This is a genomic window from Prolixibacter sp. SD074, assembly GCF_009617895.1.
Classification (GTDB): domain Bacteria; phylum Bacteroidota; class Bacteroidia; order Bacteroidales; family Prolixibacteraceae; genus Prolixibacter.
The window spans coordinates 3,320,848-3,339,273 of sequence record NZ_BLAW01000001.1; the positions used below are offsets into that span (position 1 = coordinate 3,320,848).

At 44.8% G+C, this 18,426-nt stretch carries 15 protein-coding genes; 7 read left to right on the forward strand and 8 right to left on the reverse strand.

The window, feature by feature from the left end; all coding sequences use genetic code 11:
• The first annotated feature begins 119 nt into the window (after positions 1-119).
• Positions 120-1,817, forward strand: coding sequence for a Na/Pi cotransporter family protein (locus GJU82_RS14260; protein ID WP_153632762.1), 1,698 nt, complete (start codon positions 120-122; stop codon positions 1,815-1,817).
• A 57-nt stretch (positions 1,818-1,874) separates the two neighbouring features.
• Here GJU82_RS14260 and GJU82_RS14265 read toward each other — a convergent pair whose 3' ends face one another.
• The 5 genes from GJU82_RS14265 to dxs form a co-directional block, all read right to left on the reverse strand.
• Entirely contained in the window at positions 1,875-2,291 is a 417-nt protein-coding gene (locus tag GJU82_RS14265; RefSeq protein WP_153632763.1) for a polymer-forming cytoskeletal protein, read from the reverse strand.
• 265 nt (positions 2,292-2,556) lie between these two features.
• A complete protein-coding gene (gene rpmF, locus GJU82_RS14270) occupies positions 2,557-2,742 on the reverse strand; it encodes a 50S ribosomal protein L32 (RefSeq protein WP_081782514.1) in 186 nt (61 codons plus the stop codon).
• 16 nt (positions 2,743-2,758) lie between these two features.
• The gene (locus GJU82_RS14275; protein WP_153632764.1) at positions 2,759-3,289 is read right to left on the reverse strand and encodes a DUF177 domain-containing protein; all 531 of its coding nucleotides are present in this window, start codon (positions 3,287-3,289) and stop codon (positions 2,759-2,761) included.
• Positions 3,290-3,371: 82 nt separating this feature from the next.
• The gene (locus GJU82_RS14280; protein ID WP_153632765.1) at positions 3,372-4,565 is read right to left on the reverse strand and encodes a PAS domain-containing sensor histidine kinase; all 1,194 of its coding nucleotides are present in this window, start codon (positions 4,563-4,565) and stop codon (positions 3,372-3,374) included.
• Positions 4,566-4,676: 111 nt separating this feature from the next.
• Complete coding sequence (gene dxs / locus GJU82_RS14285; protein WP_228488711.1) at positions 4,677-6,617, reverse strand: 1-deoxy-D-xylulose-5-phosphate synthase; 1,941 nt, start codon at positions 6,615-6,617, stop codon at positions 4,677-4,679.
• Between the two features lie 131 nt (positions 6,618-6,748).
• Here dxs and GJU82_RS14290 point away from each other — a divergent pair, with 131 nt between their 5' ends.
• Positions 6,749-7,693 (forward strand): OmpA family protein, encoded by a 945-nt coding sequence (locus GJU82_RS14290; RefSeq protein ID WP_194831067.1) that lies wholly within the window; start codon positions 6,749-6,751, stop codon positions 7,691-7,693.
• Here GJU82_RS14290 and GJU82_RS14295 read toward each other — a convergent pair.
• From GJU82_RS14295 to GJU82_RS14300, 3 genes are read right to left on the reverse strand one after another with little or no spacing between them, the layout of a single operon-like run.
• Positions 7,690-7,962 carry a hypothetical protein gene (locus GJU82_RS14295; RefSeq protein WP_373921439.1) on the reverse strand — a complete coding sequence of 91 codons (273 nt, stop codon included), beginning with the start codon at positions 7,960-7,962 and terminating at the stop codon, positions 7,690-7,692. The two genes, GJU82_RS14290 and GJU82_RS14295, sit on opposite strands and share 4 nt — an antisense overlap.
• A complete protein-coding gene (locus GJU82_RS17985) occupies positions 7,931-8,041 on the reverse strand; it encodes a hypothetical protein (protein WP_373921463.1) in 111 nt (36 codons plus the stop codon). Before GJU82_RS17985 ends, GJU82_RS14295 begins: the two co-directional genes overlap by 32 nt.
• A 39-nt stretch (positions 8,042-8,080) precedes the next feature.
• The gene (locus tag GJU82_RS14300) at positions 8,081-9,523 is read right to left on the reverse strand and encodes a glycoside hydrolase family 32 protein (RefSeq protein WP_194831068.1); all 1,443 of its coding nucleotides are present in this window, start codon (positions 9,521-9,523) and stop codon (positions 8,081-8,083) included.
• Between the two features lie 261 nt (positions 9,524-9,784).
• Between GJU82_RS14300 and GJU82_RS14305 the strand changes: the two genes are divergently transcribed.
• The 5 genes from GJU82_RS14305 to GJU82_RS14325 all read left to right on the forward strand — a co-directional run bounded on the left by GJU82_RS14305 (position 9,785) and on the right by GJU82_RS14325 (position 18,382).
• Complete coding sequence (locus tag GJU82_RS14305; RefSeq protein WP_153632769.1) at positions 9,785-10,378, forward strand: LON peptidase substrate-binding domain-containing protein; 594 nt, start codon at positions 9,785-9,787, stop codon at positions 10,376-10,378.
• Positions 10,379-10,611: 233 nt separating this feature from the next.
• Complete coding sequence (locus GJU82_RS14310) at positions 10,612-12,888, forward strand: T9SS type A sorting domain-containing protein (RefSeq protein WP_194831069.1); 2,277 nt, start codon at positions 10,612-10,614, stop codon at positions 12,886-12,888.
• Positions 12,889-12,955: 67 nt separating this feature from the next.
• Positions 12,956-14,221, forward strand: a complete 1,266-nt coding sequence (locus GJU82_RS14315) for a peptidase U32 family protein (RefSeq protein ID WP_153632771.1) — start codon at positions 12,956-12,958, stop codon at positions 14,219-14,221.
• A gap of 6 nt (positions 14,222-14,227) precedes the next feature.
• Complete coding sequence (locus GJU82_RS14320; RefSeq protein ID WP_153632772.1) at positions 14,228-15,511, forward strand: hypothetical protein; 1,284 nt, start codon at positions 14,228-14,230, stop codon at positions 15,509-15,511.
• 96 nt (positions 15,512-15,607) lie between these two features.
• Entirely contained in the window at positions 15,608-18,382 is a 2,775-nt protein-coding gene (locus tag GJU82_RS14325; RefSeq protein WP_153632773.1) for a WD40 repeat domain-containing protein, read from the forward strand.
• Positions 18,383-18,426 lie beyond the last annotated feature (44 nt).

The window sequence follows — 18,426 nt, forward strand, 5'->3', positions numbered from 1 at the left end:
TGAGGGAAATGATGATGGTGAAACTATTTCTTTGCCGTTGGTAAAATTTGTTTCATTCACTTTTCAGTTTTGTGTCAAAAACATTTAAATTCGGCACAACCTAACCCCCTTTAAGAATAATGGATTACGGATTTGTTGAATTTCTGAGGTTTCTGGGCTCGTTGGCTGTTTTCCTTTTCGGGATGAAGCTAATGAGTGAATCGCTGCAAAAAGTAGCGGGTAACAAACTGCGGGCTATTTTGGCATCGATGACAGCGAACCGGATGCGCGGAGTTTTCACAGGGGTTTTTATTACCACCCTTATTCAATCTTCTTCGGCAACCATTGTAATGATTGTCAGTTTTGTGAATGCAGGACTGCTTTCACTGCTCGAATCCATCAGTGTAGTGATGGGAGCGAATATTGGCACAACCGTTACGGCCTGGATCATCTCTCTTTTCGGGTTCAAGTTCAATATTACGCAAATTGCCTTGCCAATGGTTGGTTTGGCTTTGCCGGTGCTATTTTCAAGGGTCCGTTCCAGGAAATCGTGGGGTGAATTGGTGATGGGCTTTGGCTTACTTTTCCTTGGGCTCGAATTTCTGAAAATGTCGGTCCCCGATGTCAGTGGTAATCCGGAAGTATTGGGTTGGTTATCGCAATATGCCCATATGGGCTACCCGGGATACATTTTGTTCATGCTTATTGGTGCTTTATTAACTACTCTTATTCAGTCTTCCAGTGCCACCATGGCATTAACGCTGGTGATGTGCAACAATGGCTGGATTAATTTCGACATGGCAGCAGCGATGGTCCTGGGAGAAAACCTGGGTACAACTATTACAGCAAACGTTGCAGCATTGGTGGCTAATACCAATGCAAGACGGGCTGCACGCGCGCACCTGATATTTAATCTGGCGGGCGTCATCTGGATGATTATTGTGTTCCCATTTTTCCTTTCGGGAGTTGCTTTCCTGATGAAAGAGATGGGAGGCGGCGATCCGTTTGAATCGAGTAATGCAATTCCGGTAGCGCTGGCGCTGTTTCATACGTTGTTTAATGTGTTGAATATGTTGCTGCTGATAGGTTTCACGAAAACGCTGGCCCGGATTGTTACCCGTTTGGTCCCTGAACGAAAAGCAGAGGCGGAAAGCGCTTTTTCCTTACAGCACATAAAAATCGGGCTCTTGTCAACACCGGAAGCATCGCTTTACCTGGCACGTGAAGAGATTTCCCTGTTTGGGCAGCGGGTTTCGAAAATGTTTAAAGATGTTCAGGGGCTGTTGGCCGAAATTCCTGATAAGAAATTTGACCAACGGTTCGAAAAGATGGAGACGGAGGAAAAGGTGTGCGATCGTATCGAGATTGAAATTGCCAATTATCTGACCAAAGTGGGGGAAACGCGGTTGAGTGTGCAAAATTCACGAGTGCTTTCGTCCATGTTCAAATTGATCGATAATATTGAAAGCATCGGCGATTCGTGTTACAATATTGCCCGGGCATTTAACCGGGCGCATGAACAGGGAATAACCTTTTCGGGAAAACCGATGGAAAACCTGGAAATTTTGTTCAGCCTGGTGGCGGATACCACTCAAATTATGGAACTCAACCTGAAGACGGAAGATCGGGTAGATGCTTCGGTGGCCCGGAAAAAGGAGGAAGAAATTAATGTATTTAGGGACATTCTGAAAACGGAGCATTTGGAAAACCTGGAAAAGGGAATGTACAATTACCAGAAAGGCAGTATTTACAACGATATTTTCAACGAATGTGAGCGATTGGCTGATTATGTCATCAACGTTTCTGAATCGCTCGAATCGGTAAGCGCCGACCTCTGAAAAATAAAAATCCCCGGAAATAATTCCAGGGATTCAATTGCTTTGTGAAAGCAGCCTTTACTTGTTTTCTTTCAGCTTGGCTTCCGGTTGGACCGGGGCAGGCTGAGTTTTCGGAGCTGATTCAGGGCCAGCACTGCCCATCGAACATTTACCGGTAAACTGAGCTCCCGGCTCAACCGATAATTTGCCCATGGTCAGGTCGCCATTGATAACGGCGGTGTTTTTCAGTGTCATCAGTTCAGAAGCAAAGATTTCCCCTTCAAGATTCCCCATAATGTCGGCTAACCGGCAACGGACAGTTCCTTTTACCCTGGCTTCGGGACCGAGTACTACGCGTCCTTTGCATTCCAGGTTCCCCTCCAGTGCACCGTCGATTCGAATATCACCATCCGATTTGATATCCCCTTTAATCATGGTATCTTTTGCAATCGTGTTCAGTGCTTTCACTTCGTTTTGGATGATGGGTTTTGCCATTTTTTTCGGTTTTAACGTAAACAACTTGTCTTGACTTTAGCCGATGAAGATAATAAAAGCCAACAAGTTTTGAAACTGTTCATCAACCGTATTCTTTTAAAATAGTAAATGGAAGGTATATACTTATCAATAAATTAAGAAGGGTAGGGACTCGGAAAAGGATGAAACGGGCTAAAACAGAAAGGCCTTCCTGAGCACAGGAAAGCCTTTCTAAAGCCATGTAAAAACCAAATAGACAGGAAGAAAATTCTTTCTGCTATGGAAATCAAACAGTAATTTCTTTTTCAATAACGAGTTTACCCCTGTAGTGGCCGCATTCATTACATACGGTGTGATACTTTACAGTAGCACCGCAGTTCGAACAAGTTGCCATGGTAGCAGGAGTCGCTTTATAATGCGTTCTGCGCTTATCCCTTCTCGTTTTCGACGTTCTGTGTTTTGGATGTGCCATTTTAAATCAACTTTACTTAGTTACCAATAATCTTTTTCAAATCATTCCATCTCGGATCAATCGGTTCATCGTCGTCACCGGGATGATCGTATTCATCAAGCTTATCCAACATATCCGGGTCGCATGCGCTTTTGCCATTTTCGTCATCCGGATGAACATGCCGTGCCGGTAAGCTCAGAACAATAAATTCATATATCAAATGACCTACCTCTACCTGGTGATCATTTGGGTGGAGGTACATCACTTCGTCATCATCTACCTGCGGTTCTTCGCTGAACTTCACGTAGAGTTTATAAGCGTTATCGAATGGCTGGTCATAATTGTCCAGGCATCGGTCACAAATTAACTGAACGCTTCCAGTCAATTTAAAGCCAAGTGATAAGTAGGTTGTCCGTTTTTCGAGTTCGACCTCGATGTTTACATCACCTCTTTCAATCTCCGACTCTTCAAACTCCCTGAAAAAGCGCTCGCCAGCTTCGAACCGGAACTGATGTTTTCCCTCCTTCAGTCCGGAGAACGGAATGATATAGTTTTTCAGGTATTTCACAACCTTCCTTTTTTAGCTTTGCAAAAGTATAAATTTTTAATATACAACAGAAAAAAACCTGAGAATTTTGAAATTCTTAAAATTAAACGGGTTGAGTGATTTTCTCGGTCAGGTTTTCCTCGGAGTGCAAGACGATGCGGAATGTGGTCCCCTTGTTTATTTCCGAGTGTTTGACAGATATGTGCCCGTTGTGGTAATTTTCGATAATTCGTTTAGCCAGTGATAGTCCTAACCCCCAGCCTCGCTTCTTCGTGGTGTAACCCGGACGGAACACTTCCCTGAAACTGCTTTTCGGAATTCCCTTGCCGGAGTCGCTTACGTCAATATAAAGTTCCTCCGGGGCCACATATAGCGAAACGTTGATTTCACCTTTTCCTTCGATGGCATCGATGGCATTTTTGCAAAGATTTTCGATAACCCAGGAGAAAAGGGAAACATTTAGCGGGATCATGATTTCCTGGAAAGGATTGAAATTCGATGTAAAGAGAATTCGCTTCGGGTTTCTTTTTTCCAGGTATTCGATGGTATTTGCCAATACCGAAACCACATTAGTTTCGACGAGTTCGGGTGCTGATCCGATTTTCGAAAAGCGTTCGGTAATGCGGTTGAGCCGCTCGGTATCCTTGGCAATCTCAGTAACAATCGACTCATCCACATTTTGCATGCGCAACAGTTCGACCCAGGCCATTAGCGAGGAGATGGGCGTTCCCAACTGGTGAGCGGTTTCTTTAGCCATTCCTACCCAAACGCGGTTTTGTTCCGACACCCGGGATGCACTAAATGCGACGTATGCGACCAGGGTAAACAGGGTCAGGATCAGAAGCTGAAGCAGCGGGTAGTAACGGAGTTTATTCAATAAATTGGAGTTGCTGTAATAAACAAGGTTTTTTTTATGAGATGAAATAGGAATAACAATGGGCGGATATTGTTTCTTCATGTTCATAAGTATCTGCCGGAGTTCTTCTTGCTTGCCCGGGCCGTCAGCAATTTCCAGGTTCCGATCGTAGAGGATGCTGTCATTCTGATCGGTAACAATAATGGGAACCGTGTGATTGTTTTCCACCACATCGAAAGTAAAGGCCAGTTCTTTACCGGTAGTATTACCTGATTCTGCCAGACGGTGTGTTGCCTGTGCCCATAGTTCTACTTTCCGGTGTTCCTCCTGCTTTAGCTTATTGACCAGTGTTTTGGTATAGATAAACGTGCCAATGCTAATAAGAAAAGCAAAAGCCAGTAATATTCCTTTAAAATTCCGGTTGCTGAAAAATTGAAACAAGGTGTTCGTTTTACAGTGTGTTCCGAAGATAGAAATTTCCTGATAAGAATCGTTTTTTCAACCGAAAAGAAAATCCGGGAAATTGCATCGGGAAGGGTATCGTAAAAGCAATTATCCTTTTAGCATGTCGCGAATTTCCCGGTAAATGCCGTCACTGTCGAAACCACATTCGCGATAGAGTTCTTCAGGTGTTCCCTGCTCGATGAACCGATCGGGGATTCCCAGCCTTTTAAACCTGCCATGATAGCCGCTTTCCAGCAGGTATTCCATTACGGCGCTGCCGAACCCGCCGTTAATTACACCGTCCTCAACTGTAATAACTTTATCGAATTTGGCCAATACTGAATCCAGTATTTCGGTGTCGAGAGGTTTGACAAATCGCATGTCGTAATGCTGAACGGAAATATCTTTTTTCATTAGCATTTCGGTAGCCTCTTTGACAAAATTGCCCGGATGTCCGATGCTCAACACTACAACGTCTGTACCTTGTGTAATCTCTTTTCCCTTCCCTACCGGGATTTCGTTAAACGGAACATCCCATTCCACATGAACACCTTTTCCCCGCGGATAACGGATAGAGAAAGGGCCCATATCAGGTAGTTGTGCGGTATACATCAGGTTTCGCAAATCAATTTCGTCCATTGGAGCAGAAACGGTCATGTTCGGAATATTTCGGAGGAAAGCCAAATCGAACACTCCGTGGTGGGTCGCACCATCGGCGCCAACCAGGCCGGCCCGATCGAGGCATAGAACCACATTCAGGTTCTGCAACGCAACATCATGAATAATCTGATCATACGAGCGCTGCATGAACGAAGAGTAAATATTGCAGAACGGAACGAGGTTGTTGGCTGCCAAACCAGCCGCAAAGGTTACAGCGTGTTGTTCAGCAATGCCTACATCAAACGTGCGTTCCGGCATTTTTTGCATCATCAGGTTCAACGAACAGCCGGTAGGCATCGCTGGTGTGATGGCGGTAATTTTTTCATTCTTCCCGGCCAGTTCCAAAATGGTCTTACCGAAAACATCCTGGTATTTCGGTGGCGATGGCTTTAGCGGTAAATCAATAAGCACCTCGCCGGTATGGATATCGAATTTTCCGGGGGCAGCGTGCCATTTGGTGGCGTTCTGTTCGGCCGGAGCAAAACCTTTCCCTTTTTTAGTGATAACATGCAGGAGCTTGGGCCCTTCGATGTTGCGTAGATCACCCAGTATTTTCACCATCGCGTTCACATCATGGCCATCGACCGGTCCGAAATAACGGAACCCGAACGATTCAAAAAGGTTGCTGTTTCTTAACAAAACCGATTTCAGCGCATGCTGGTGTTGCTGCAACACCTGGCGGGCTTTGGGGCCAACTTTGTTCAGTTTTCCCAGGATCTTCCAGACATCACTCTTCAGCCGGTTATAAGCCGGTGAAGTCTGCATTTGAACGAGGTAATTATTCAGTCCGCCAACAGCCGGATCGATGGCCATGTTGTTATCGTTCAAAATAACCAGAATATCCGAGTTGCTGGTAGCTGCGTTGTTCAGCCCTTCGAAAGCCATTCCGCCGGTCATGGCACCATCACCGATTATGGCGACTACTTTCCGGTCGGTTTCTCCTTTGATTTTCGCTGCCAGCATTAAACCCAATGCTGCTGAGATGGAAGTAGATGAATGGCCTACACCAAAAGAATCGAATTCACTTTCAGCAATTTTCGGAAAACCGCTGATGCCTCCCATTCTCCGATTTGTATGGAATTTTTTCCTTCTTCCCGTTAGGATTTTATGGGCATAAGCCTGATGGCCTACGTCCCAAACAAGTTGGTCGTAAGGTGTTTGGTATACGTAATGAAGAGCCACTGTCAACTCAATCACACCGAGGCTGGCTCCAAAGTGTCCGGGATTGGATGAAACTTCCCGGATAATATAATTACGCAGTTCTGTGCAAACATCGGGGAGTTCCTTCTCACTGAGTTTACGCAGATCTGTGGGATATTCAATTTTTTCCAGAAGCTGAGTTTGCGCTTCTGCCATGAACTGAGACACTATCGTTATATGATTTTCCAATGGGACAAAGTTATAAATTAATCTCTATTGGGGATCTACGAAGCAGATGCACTACGTGTTTGTGAAGTGGGTGGTCTTTCATTATTTTTACTTCGATGATTTAATAATACAAATATATGACAAGGATAGATATGAGAAAATTTCGAGTTATGCTTCTGGGCACATTACTAATGATTTTCATGTTGCCGGCATGTGTTTCAACCAGTGAGTTTAACCGGGTGAAAGGCAAATTGAATGAATGCGAAGACAGCCAGTTGCTGTTAAAGCAGAAGCTTCAGGATATGGAAGCCAAAGCAAATGAGGCCGGTGCAAAGGCCGATCAGATGGAAGCTGAGATGAAAAAGATGAAGGCCGATAAACGTTCCATGGAAGATGAGCGGGACAACCTTGCTCGGGAAGTAAAGCGGCTGAAAGCTACCAATGCTGATTTAGAAAAACAGATTTCAGCAGTGAAGTCGGGAAGCAGCGAGGAAATTTCGCGGTTGCTGACTAACCTGGATTCGGCACAAGCTGATTTGGACGCACGTGAAAAGAAACTGGCGGAGAAAAATCAACGGTTGCAACAGCTCGAAAATTTGCTGGCAAGGAAAGATAAGGCCGTAAAAGAGTTGAAGCAGAAGATGCTGAATGCGTTAACTGGTTATAAAAATCTGGGTATTAATGTAACTGAGAAAAACGGACAGGTGTATGTCTCGATGGCCGAGAAGTTGTTGTTTCAGTCAGGGAAATATGCTGTTGGTCAGCAAGGTCGGCAAGCTTTGAAAAAGATTGCGCAGGTTCTGGCTGCCAATCCCGATATTAATGTGCTGGTGGAAGGACACACCGACGATGTTCCGTTGCGGGGAACCGGGGCAATAAAAGATAACTGGGACCTGAGTGTGATGCGGGCTACGGCAGTTACCAGGATTTTGTTGCAGGATGCCAACATCAATCCGAAGCGGATAACTGCAGCTGGTCGGAGTAAGTATTTGCCGGTCGATCCGCGCAAAACACCTGAATCCCGTCAGAAAAACCGGCGTACGGAAATTATCCTGACACCTGATTTAACGGAGCTGTATAAGTTATTGTCGAATTAACAAAAGAGATTAAAAAAGTCCCGGTTTTTGCCGGGGCTTTTTTGTGACTTATAGTGGCTCCCTAATTTTTTCATGTTTCTGGTAGCGGACTGAATTTCGGTGCCCAATTGTTTTAGCATGGTTTGTGCTTCGGCAAAATACCATTGGTAGAGATAATCATTACTGAACTCGATGTACCGGCTGCGATCGGAGTCGTGGTTCCAGTTATCCGGAAAATGAACCGAACCGATAACATAATCAAAACGGATATTGCTCTGGTTCTCCCGCAATTTCGTTGAAACCTTTTTTAATGGCTGCTTCCACCATTTCCTCATGGCTGTTTTTGCCATCGGACAAGCGAGTGTGCATATGATAGTCGAAGCGGCTCTGCACCACGTTAAGATTAGGTTATTCTCTCCAGATGGATTTGATTTCGTGTACTTCCAGCGAGTCGACCATGAGTTCGCCACCGTGCGTCCAGAGCTCCATATCATCAGCCTGTTCAGCGGGCGTAAAATTGTCGGTGATAACTTTTTCACCATTATTGGCAAAAATCTCAATCGATGCCCGATCAACCAAAATGTCCAGCTTAATTTTATTGTTAACCGGAGCCAATGGCATTTGGGAGCCAATACAAGTCAGTAATTGTTTTTTTACGTCATAACTGATTTCTGTTCCGGCTTCTTTTCTCGATTTTCGGACCGTAATTCCGAACATATTGGAGGATTTGACATCAAACACACCAGTGATGCGGACACATTCGTTGTGAATTCCCTTGAGAAGATTATAATTCTTCAGGCCAGGGATAATATTCTTATCGGTTTTATCCATTTTCTTCCCGTAAAGGGAGGAAATCTCACTGACCGGAGTTCTGAAAATGCGGGGTCCATCAGGAGTCGATTTCAACGAGAGTTCTGTTGGGAAGGACATTTGACCGGTGAACGGCATACCGGGATATTTACTTTCTCTCATCCAGGCAATTTGAATCCGTTTGCCATCAGGTGCATTAGACCAGGTTTGGGCTGCATAAAAATTCTGTCCGTAATCGAGAACTTTTTTCCCGGATTCAGGCGTAAAGTGTTTTCCATCAAAATCTCCTAACATATAGGAACCATCTCCACCCAGCAGCGCCCATTTCATTTTGGCGCTGTCACCATCAAGTGGAAGTGTGAAAAGGTCGGGGCATTCGTAGTAACCGGTTATGTGGCTTTCGAAAGTCCAGTGTGCCAGGTCTGTAGAACTGTAGATTGAGATTCCTTCTTTCGCTTTATCGCCGCCAGGCATGCGGTAAAGTACCATTACCCAATGGTTTCCAGGTTTATACCAGAATACTTTCGGGTCACGGGTTTCCTCTCCGGGTGCTTCGGGAATAATTGGATTGCCAGCATATTTTTTCCATGTACGGCCTTTGTCGTTGCTGTAGGCTAACCGCTGACCGCATCCCCGGCTGGTGTAGAACGCCAGCAAGGTTTTGTAGCTGCCTTCCTGCAGTCCGGTTACATTGTTTTTATCGACAATGGCTGAACCCGACCATGCGGTGCATTTCACCTTATCCGTCGAATTATTGTCGGGGTAAATGGCTATGGGAAGATTTTTCCAGTGAACCAGGTCGGTGCTGACCGCATGCCCCCAATGCATGTAGCCCCACTCATTACCCTTGGGATTGTACTGGTAAAACAGGTGATATTCACCTTCGTAGTAAACCAAACCGTCGGGATCGTTCATCCAGTTTTTTTCAGGGGAAAAATGAAACTGTGGCCGGTACAATTCGGAGTAAGTTTTTACCGGCCTTCCGGAAGTTAACAATAAGATGCTGGTAACTAATGCGCAAATGCTAATGAACTTTGTCATTTGTATCAAATTAGGAGTGGAAATGCTTCCGGAAAATTTCCGGTTTTGGCAAATATACATGTTCCGGCATTTTTTTGTACAAAAAAGAAGTAGTAATTCGATTCTGTTAAGGCACAAGTGTAATTTAAGCTCCACTACAATTTTGAAGGGGATATTACGTTTTTATACAACACAAATGAGGTAATAGACAAGCAGTGAAGATTGAGTCAGTCAACCTTTGCAGTGTCATTTTGTTTATAAAAACGAAGAACCACATTTGCCATGAACGATATTCAGACATATCCCATTTTCCCGTTGAATGTATTTGCATTCCCAGGAGAGGAGTTCGGCCTTCACATTTTTGAGGAGCGGTATAAACATTTGGTGAACGACGTGATGGAATCACATCAGATGTTTGGTATCCCTTATGTGCTGAACGGGGAAACACAGGATCGAGGTTGTTTGTTACGTATCGAAGAGGTGAAGAACAGGAAAAGCAACGGGGAGATGGATATTGTGGTGAAAGTTGTTGAGCTGGTGAATTTCCTTACGCGGAGCAGTTCTCCCTCCAAGTTATATATGGAAGGAAACGTGGAGCTGCTGCATTTCAAAAACACAAAGCCCGGCCCGCGATTGTTGTTATTATTTCATCGTTTTATGCTGATGCGCGAAGAAGGAGAGGAACCACAACCTATAGTTGATGAAAATATTTTTGAGCTGGCAGCCCGGTTGAAAATACCCGCCAATCAAAAGTTCAGCTTCATCGATGAGCAATTGCCCGGGCATTTCGAGCGTAACCTGATTAACTTTTTAACACTACAAATTCAGATTGAATCGATGACGCAGGAAATGGGGTCAAGATTTGTATTAAATTAGGAGCCTGATTCTAATTAATTAACCTAAAATCCGGGCTAATGCTAAGACGTCTTACTTTACTAATTGTACTGGCCTTTTTTTTTATAGCGGGAAATAAGGCTTATTCTAAGAATTATAACCGGAGCCTTCCCGGAAGGTATGTTTTATGTTATAAAAGCGATTCTATTCGCAAGAGTTTTGTTCCCCCACCCAATGCTTTTCTCAAATCTGCAACGGCAAATTCTTCATTTGATTTGGAACTGATAGGTTTCAGTCAGGAAGCAGCAGATGCGTTTCGCTATGCTGTAGGTGTTTGGGAATCCATTTTAGATAGTCCTGTCCCCCTTCGCTTACGTGCAACCTGGACCCCGCTCGACAAGGATGTTCTTGGTTCATGTGGACCATCAACCTATTACCGGGATTTCGATGGGGCGCTTCGTGAAAACACTTATTATCCCGTAGCTCTCGCTGATAAAATATCAGGACAGGATATTTCCGGCAGTACATCTCCCGATATGGTCGCCCGTTTTAACTCCGATAACACCGACTGGTATTTTGGAACCGATGGGAACACACCGGTCGATAAATATGATTTTGTATCAATCGTTATCCATGAAATTGGTCACGGATTAGGAATAATAGGATTTGCCTCGGTAACTGGCCTGAAAGGGAAAATTGGAGATGATACGAACCTTTTTCCTGGCATTTACGATGTGTATGTGCAGAACCTTCAGGGAGAACAGTTAGTTGACACCAACTATTTCGCCAATCCCTCGTCCGACTTATATAGTGAATTTACCGGAAATGCGCTTCAATTCGACAGCCGTTTAGCCCGTGAAGATTACAACGGAACCAATCCCAGGTTGTATGCACCTTCAATCTGGAATGATGGCTCCAGTTTTTACCATCTTGATGATGCAACGTATCCAGCTGGTTCGGACAATGCATTAATGACACATGCTTTGGCGTATGGAGAAGCCAATCATAATCCGGGACCTTTGTTGGAAGGGATGCTGGCGGAAATGGGATGGAAATACACTTACATAGTCCATACTCCCGTATCGGATTACTATCAACTTCCATCGGAGGTGCCGGTTATAGCGAAAGTTTACGGTGATTATGGTATTGACACGTCTTCGGTTGTGTTGCACTATTCGTTTGATAACTGGCAAACAGAAACTGTGGATACAATGCCCAGCACGGGAAATCCTGATGAGTACTCTGCTGGTATTACCATTCCGGGAATGGGCACCACTACCGATTACTATATTGCGGTCACTGATTTGAGACAACGAAACTTTACTAAACCGGAACATGCTCCAACTAACTATTATTCGTTTTATGTAGGTTCAGATATAACACCACCTTCGCTTTCGCATGTGCCGGTAAAAATGATTTTTTCATCTGCTGACTCCGTTTACATCGAGGCCACCGCAACGGACAATATTGGAGTGGCTTCCGTCAAGGCAGAGTTGAGGTTGAATAGCTCAAATGCGGGAACGTTCGATCTTCCGTTGGTTGCTGACTCGACCTATGCAGCAAATGTGCCACTTCCCTCAGGTTTGACATCCAATGATATACTGGAATACCGGATTGTGGCTACCGACAGTTCGCCTAACAGTAATCAATCAACGTCACCGGCAAAGAATTACTACACCGTATCGATTGTGCCGGTTTTGCCAGCTGCTACCTATTACGAAAGTGATTTCAATACAGCAACCACCGATTTTGCCGGAAGCGACTTTACGGTAACCAAAACATCCCAATTTGATGACGATGCGCTCCATTCTCCCCATCCTTACGACAGCCCAGGGGATGCAGCGCCTTATATCAATTATAATTCGGTATTGCGTGTTCCCATAATTTTGAATGAAAACACAGAAATAGCTTTTGATGAGGTTGTACTGGTTGAACCGGGTGCAGACGGAGCAACTTATGGAAGTGCCGATTTTTTCGATTACGTGGTTGTTGAAGGGTCAAAGGATGATGGACATATCTGGAAAGCTATTGCTCCCGGATGGGATTCATCTTCCAGTGGTACGTGGCTCACTGCCTATAACCAGGATATACAAAATGGAAACTCGCTGACCGAAGGAAGCAAGGATATGTTCAAACGTCGGGTACTTAATATGACCTCATCTTCTGATTTCTCACCCGGTGATACAATTCTTGTTCGCTTCCGGCTTTATTCCGATCCTTATGCGTGGGCCTGGGGATGGTGCATCGACAACCTGTTGATTGGCGATAACGTCGATGTGGCAACCATTCCGCTTTCTCCGGGTGATTTGAGGTTATATCCGAACCCGGTGCGCGGCTGGATGCAGCTGGAATTGGACCTGGAAAAACCGGCTGGACCCGGGAATATTGTTGTTTACAACTATCTGGGACAGAGAATATATAACCGGCAGGTTTACCCGGTCGATGGTCGGTTGACCGAACAACTCGATTTTTCTTCGTACCCTTCGGGAATATATCTGGTCAACATCGAAGTGGGTGGCAAGCAGATTTCCCGGAAGGTAATCAAGCGATAGCCGTATATAAAACATCTTGCTGATCAATACGGGAATTGTACCTTTGCATCAGTTTCTTAAAACGGTTATGGAGAGAAAAGATGTGGAAATTATGGCCCCGGTCGGATCGTATGAGTCATTAGTGGCAGCCATTCAGGCCGGGGCCGGATCGGTATATTTTGGGGTGGAAAAACTGAATATGCGGGCCCGGTCATCGCACAATTTTACCCTCGACGATTTGAAGGAGATTGTTTTGCGGTCCGATAAAGTGGGGGTGAAAACTTACCTGACGGTGAATACCGGGATTTTCGACGATGAGTTGGATAAAATCAGGGAGATTATTGTGGCTGCCAAAGAGAGTGGAGTATCGGCCGTGATAGCTTCCGACATGGGCGTGATACAAATGTGCCGTGAGCAGGGAGTGGAAGTGCATATGTCGACGCAAGTAAACATTACTAATTATGCCGAAGTAAAGTTTTATTCGCAGTTTGCCGATGTGATGGTGCTGGCCCGCGAAATGACCCTCGATCGTGTTGCTGAAATCACCAAACGAATAGAACGGGACGATCTGAAAGGCCCTTCCGGGAAACGCGTCCGCTTGGAAATGTTTGTTCACGGAGCGTTGTGCATGGCTATTTCCGGGAAATGTTATCTCTCGTTACATGAAACGGGTTCATCGGCCAATCGTGGTGCGTGCATGCAAACCTGTCGCCGTGCGTATATTGTTACCGATAAAGAAACCGGACATGAGTTGGAGATCGACAATGAGTACATCATGTCGCCAAAGGATTTGAAGACCATTCATTTCCTGAATAAGATACTCGATTCCGGGGTTTCAGTATTGAAGATTGAAGGACGTGCCCGAAGTGCTGAATATGTGAAAACGGTAGCCGAATGTTACCGCGAAGCGGTAGACGCATATTTCGATGGTACATTTGGGAAGGAAAAGATTGACAACTGGAACGTCCGGTTAAGCACGGTTTTCAACCGTGGATTCTGGGATGGTTATTATCTTGGACAACGTTTAGGGGAATGGAGCCACAATTATGGCTCGCGGGCGACCAAAAAAAGGATGTACATTGGCAAAGGAACCAACTATTTTAGTAAGCTGGAAGTAGCTGAGTTCAAGATGGAAACTCAGAGCCTGAACGTTGGTGACGAAATTCTTATCACCGGCCCGACAACCGGAGTGGTGCAGATGACCGTTCCGGAAATCAGGGTAGACGAAAAACCGGTGGAAGAAACCCGTAAAGGTGAATATTTTTCCATGCCACTGGAGGTGAAAATCAGGCGATCTGACAAACTGTATAAAATTGTGGATGCTTCGGAGGTGAAATCCGGGCGATCGAAATAGTAAATTATGCATAACCTGAAAAAACTAAACCTTCTTTTTTTTCTGTCCATTGTCTTCCTTGATCCGTTAAAGGCGCAGGATACCCTCCGTGTAATGCAGTACAACCTGCTTAATTACGGTAAAGATGTTTATTCGTGTGACCAGCAAACCAATAACCGTGATGACAAAAATGGTTATCTGAAAATATTGTTTGGCTATTATGAGCCGGATATTTTCACGGTAAACGAAATGGATGGCGACGAAGCTGATGTGAAGTATTTGCTGGATAATGCTTTGAATGCTGACGGACGCACACAGTTTGCCCAAGCCGAATATTCGGGAAGCTACCTAATCAACATGTTGTATTACAATACCGATAAGTTGGCACTGAAATGGCAGGATCATTTGGTCTTAGGCACTAACGAAAGGGATGCAAATTACTACCGCCTTTATTACAAATCGCCCGATTTGGCCGGCGGGGCTGATACCGTTTTCATTAACTATGTGGTTGTACACCTAAAGGCTGGCAGTGAAACGGCTGATATTAGCACCCGTGCAACAGAAGCGCAAAATATCATGGCTGAGTTGGAACGAATGGGATGGAACGGAAACGTCATTTTCTCGGGCGACTGCAACCTGTACAACAGCGACGAGCAGGCGTTCCGGAATTTAGTGGCTCCATCGGATGTTTCCTATAGTTTCTACGACCCGCCGGGGCGTGAAGGGAACTGGCACAATAACTCAACTTTTGCTGATATTCACACGCAGTCAACGCATACGTCGACCACGGGTTGTGCATCGGGAGGAGGTATGGATGACCGTTTCGATTTCATTCTCGTTCAGGAGGATTTACTGAATAATACCAATAACCTTTCATACAAAGAAGGAAGCTACAGAACTATTGGGCAGGACGGGCAGCATTTCAATAAATCGTTGATTGATGGCTCCAACGCCGATTATCCGCAGGATTTGGTTACTGCTTTGTATAATAACTCCGACCATCTTCCGGTTACCATGCAATTAATCGTGGATCAAGCGGCGACCGGAATAAACGATATTGCCGATACAGGTGTTAGGCTATTGGGAAATCCGGTTTCCGATATCATCAAACTGGAGGTACAGGCTCAATTGCCGAAGTTCGGTTACCAGTTGTTCTCCATTTCGGGCAATACGGTGAAAAGCGGTATGGTTTATCCGTCAAGAGGTACCATTGTCGATATTCCGACAGGAAAATTGCCTGCCGGTATTTATCTTCTGAAATTGAAAATCGCCAATCGGGCCCCGGTTACCTTTAAAGTTATTTTACAGTAACCTTCTTCGGATCATTCCCTGAATTGTTGACGTTGTAGGTTATTGTATTTATTTTTACATAACTTTCTTAAGAAGGAATCAGTTAACGTTCAATTTATGGGTAAAAAAGGTCTGGGAATCGTTACGGGATTAATCATTGTGGGAATATTCGCCGGGTGGTACTATTTCAGCAGCGAGTCGCGCTATATTGGTACATCTGCACTCAGGGCTGTTCCTGTCAATTCTCCGTTGATTATCGAGGCCCGGAATATTTTTGCCTTTACAGGAGATATTCAGGAAAACCCGATGTGGGAAGATCTTTCTGAGTTACCCGGTTTTTCAGATATACAGAGCGAAATTACCTATGTTGATTCGCTGTTTTCGGCCAATCGCGAAGCCAGGGAGCTGTTCAGAAACAAACCGCTGGTAATGGCCCTCGGCTTTGAGGGGAATGATAGTTTTAATCAGCTCTACCTGGTTCAACTGGATGATATTTCGGAAAAAAATATTATCAATCAGTTTATCCGGAATGTATTGGCGCCGGATAATGCACAATTCACTCATCGAAAGTACGATCACGTTCAGGTTTCCGAATATGTTTGGAACCAGAAGGGGAAACGGCATAAGTTGGTGTATGCCTTCCATAAAGGAATTTTCATTGCCGGAGAAAATCCGGTAAAAGTGGAAGAAGCCATTCGGCAACTCAATACTTCCTCGCTGCTTGATAAACCGCATTTTCAGAAAGTATATAAAACAGCCGGCGTCAATGTCGACATGAACTACTATATCAACTACCAGACTTTTCCCCGGTTGTTATCGCTTTGCACCAGCGAACCAGTGGCACATGCCATACGCGGCTTCAATAATTTTGCCACATGGTCGGAAATTGATATGGAGATGAAGCAGGACGAAATCCTGTTCAATGGATTTACTTATTCGGATGATTCGGTGAATAATTACCAGAATATTTTTCTTCACCAACAACCGCAGAAGTTCCGGATGGAAGAAGTGCTTCCTGCTGAGACAAGCTTTCTGTTAAGTTTTAATTTGAGTAATCCGTCGGTCTTTTTAAAGGATTACGAAAAATACCTCGATCGGGGTGGAAAGTATTATGCCTATGAGAATAAACTGAGTGCAGTAAAGCAATCCACCGGCGTTAATCCCCAAGAGGTGGTGAAAAAGCTGATGGACCGCGAAATTGCGATGGTGTATACCCGTGGCAATCCGTCGCAACCTGACGAGAACCGGTTCCTGGTAATGCGGACACATAGTAAAAGCCAGACAGAGAAAACCATCCGGGAGATGGTTGGGTATTGGGCCAGGGCCAACGGCAAATCGTTGAACGACTATGTTCGAACATACCATGTTGATAAGCAAACGGCATATCCCGTTTACAACATGCCGGTAGATAACTTTGGTGAACGGGTTTTTGGCCCGATTTTCCGGCCTGTTCCTACAAGATATGTCTCATTTGTCGGAAACTACATGGTAATGGGCGATTCGTATCGTTCTCTTTCCGGTTTCATCAAAGATTACGTGTTGCAGGAAGTTTTAAAGAATAATATCCGTTACCAGGAATTTAGTGACCGGCTTTCGCAGCGCTGCAATTTCTATATGTGGTTTTCTCCCGGAAGGGCATTGCCGTTTTTTAAGGATATTATTCATCAGGAAATCAACCAGAAACTGGAACCGAAGTTGGAGCATCTGTTGAGGCTCGAAGCTTTTGGATGGGAGTTTGGTCCCGAGAATGGGATGATATACAACAGCGCTTTGTTGCGATACAATCCGAACCTGCGTGAACGTCCGCAAACCGTCTGGTCCAGCCATCTGGAAACGGATATTCAGTTTAAACCACAATTCGTCATCAATCACTACGACCGGGCCAACCGGGAAGTGGTTGTGCAGGATACCAACAATAACTTCTATCTGATCAATAAGGAAGGGCGGGTTCTTTGGAAAATCAAACTTCCGGGCCCAATTATGGGAGACGTCTACCAGGTTGATTATTACAAGAACGGAAAGCTGCAATACCTTTTCAACACGCCGGGCGAATTGCATCTCATCGACAGGAACGGCAACTATGTCGAAAATTATCCGGTGAAGCTCCGGTCGAAAGCGACAAATGGCGTGGCTGTATTTAATTATGACCAAAATAAGAATTACCGGTTCTTTATTGCCTGTGCCGATCATCATGTTTATCTCTATGACAAACGGGGAAAACTGGTTCCGGGCTGGACATTTGGAAAAACCGAACATGAAGTAACCCAGCCCGTAGGGCATTTCAGGGTGGGAAATCGCGATTACATTGTCTTCTTCGATAAAAACAGAACGTACATCGAGGATAGGAAAGGAAACAACCGCGTACAAAGTAAAGCGCAGTATGTTCACTCGATGAATAACAATTTTGTCCTCGAAAACGGTGATGGGAGGCATGCTGCACGACTTGTCGGAACAGACGAGCATGGTAAGGTGTATTTCCTCTATTTTAATGGCGATTACGAAACAAAAGAGATTGAGAATTTCAGTCCGTCGCATTACTTCATGTACGATGATATGAACGCTGACGGAAAGAACGATTTCGTTTACCTGGACGGCAAGGATTTAACTGTTTATGATTCGGATGGCAAGAAAATGTTTAGTCATCACTTTAAAGAAGCGCCTGACCGCGCTCCTCAGATTTATACGTTTTCGGCCAACAACAAGAAAATTGGGGTGGTCAACCCGAAGGAAAACCTGATTTACCTGTTTAATAAAGACGGGAGCGTGTACAACGGTTTTCCCATGGCTGGAAACTCCCGGTTCAGTATAGGGTTCTTCACGTCAGGAAGTGAACACTTTAATTTGGTGGTCGGTTCGGCCGACGGATTTCTGTACAACTACTACGTACAATGAATCCTTAAGTAGGTTTCAAGAGAATTTTTTTCGAATTTCTTCGT

What these genes read in the sequence shown, in the direction of transcription:
- GJU82_RS14305 (WP_153632769.1), top strand. Translation starts at nt 9,785, where the DNA reads ATGAACGATATTCAGACATATCCCATTTTCCCGTTGAATGTATTTGCA.
- GJU82_RS14320 (WP_153632772.1), top strand. Translation starts at nt 14,228, where the DNA reads ATGCATAACCTGAAAAAACTAAACCTTCTTTTTTTTCTGTCCATTGTC.
- GJU82_RS17985 (WP_373921463.1), bottom strand. Translation starts at nt 8,041, where the DNA reads ATGCACACTCGCTTGTCCGATGGCAAAAACAGCCATGAGGAAATGGTG.
- GJU82_RS14290 (WP_194831067.1), top strand. Translation starts at nt 6,749, where the DNA reads ATGAGAAAATTTCGAGTTATGCTTCTGGGCACATTACTAATGATTTTC.
- rpmF (WP_081782514.1), bottom strand. Translation starts at nt 2,742, where the DNA reads ATGGCACATCCAAAACACAGAACGTCGAAAACGAGAAGGGATAAGCGC.
- GJU82_RS14300 (WP_194831068.1), bottom strand. Translation starts at nt 9,523, where the DNA reads ATGACAAAGTTCATTAGCATTTGCGCATTAGTTACCAGCATCTTATTG.
- GJU82_RS14315 (WP_153632771.1), top strand. Translation starts at nt 12,956, where the DNA reads ATGGAGAGAAAAGATGTGGAAATTATGGCCCCGGTCGGATCGTATGAG.
- GJU82_RS14325 (WP_153632773.1), top strand. Translation starts at nt 15,608, where the DNA reads ATGGGTAAAAAAGGTCTGGGAATCGTTACGGGATTAATCATTGTGGGA.
- GJU82_RS14260 (WP_153632762.1), top strand. Translation starts at nt 120, where the DNA reads ATGGATTACGGATTTGTTGAATTTCTGAGGTTTCTGGGCTCGTTGGCT.
- GJU82_RS14265 (WP_153632763.1), bottom strand. Translation starts at nt 2,291, where the DNA reads ATGGCAAAACCCATCATCCAAAACGAAGTGAAAGCACTGAACACGATT.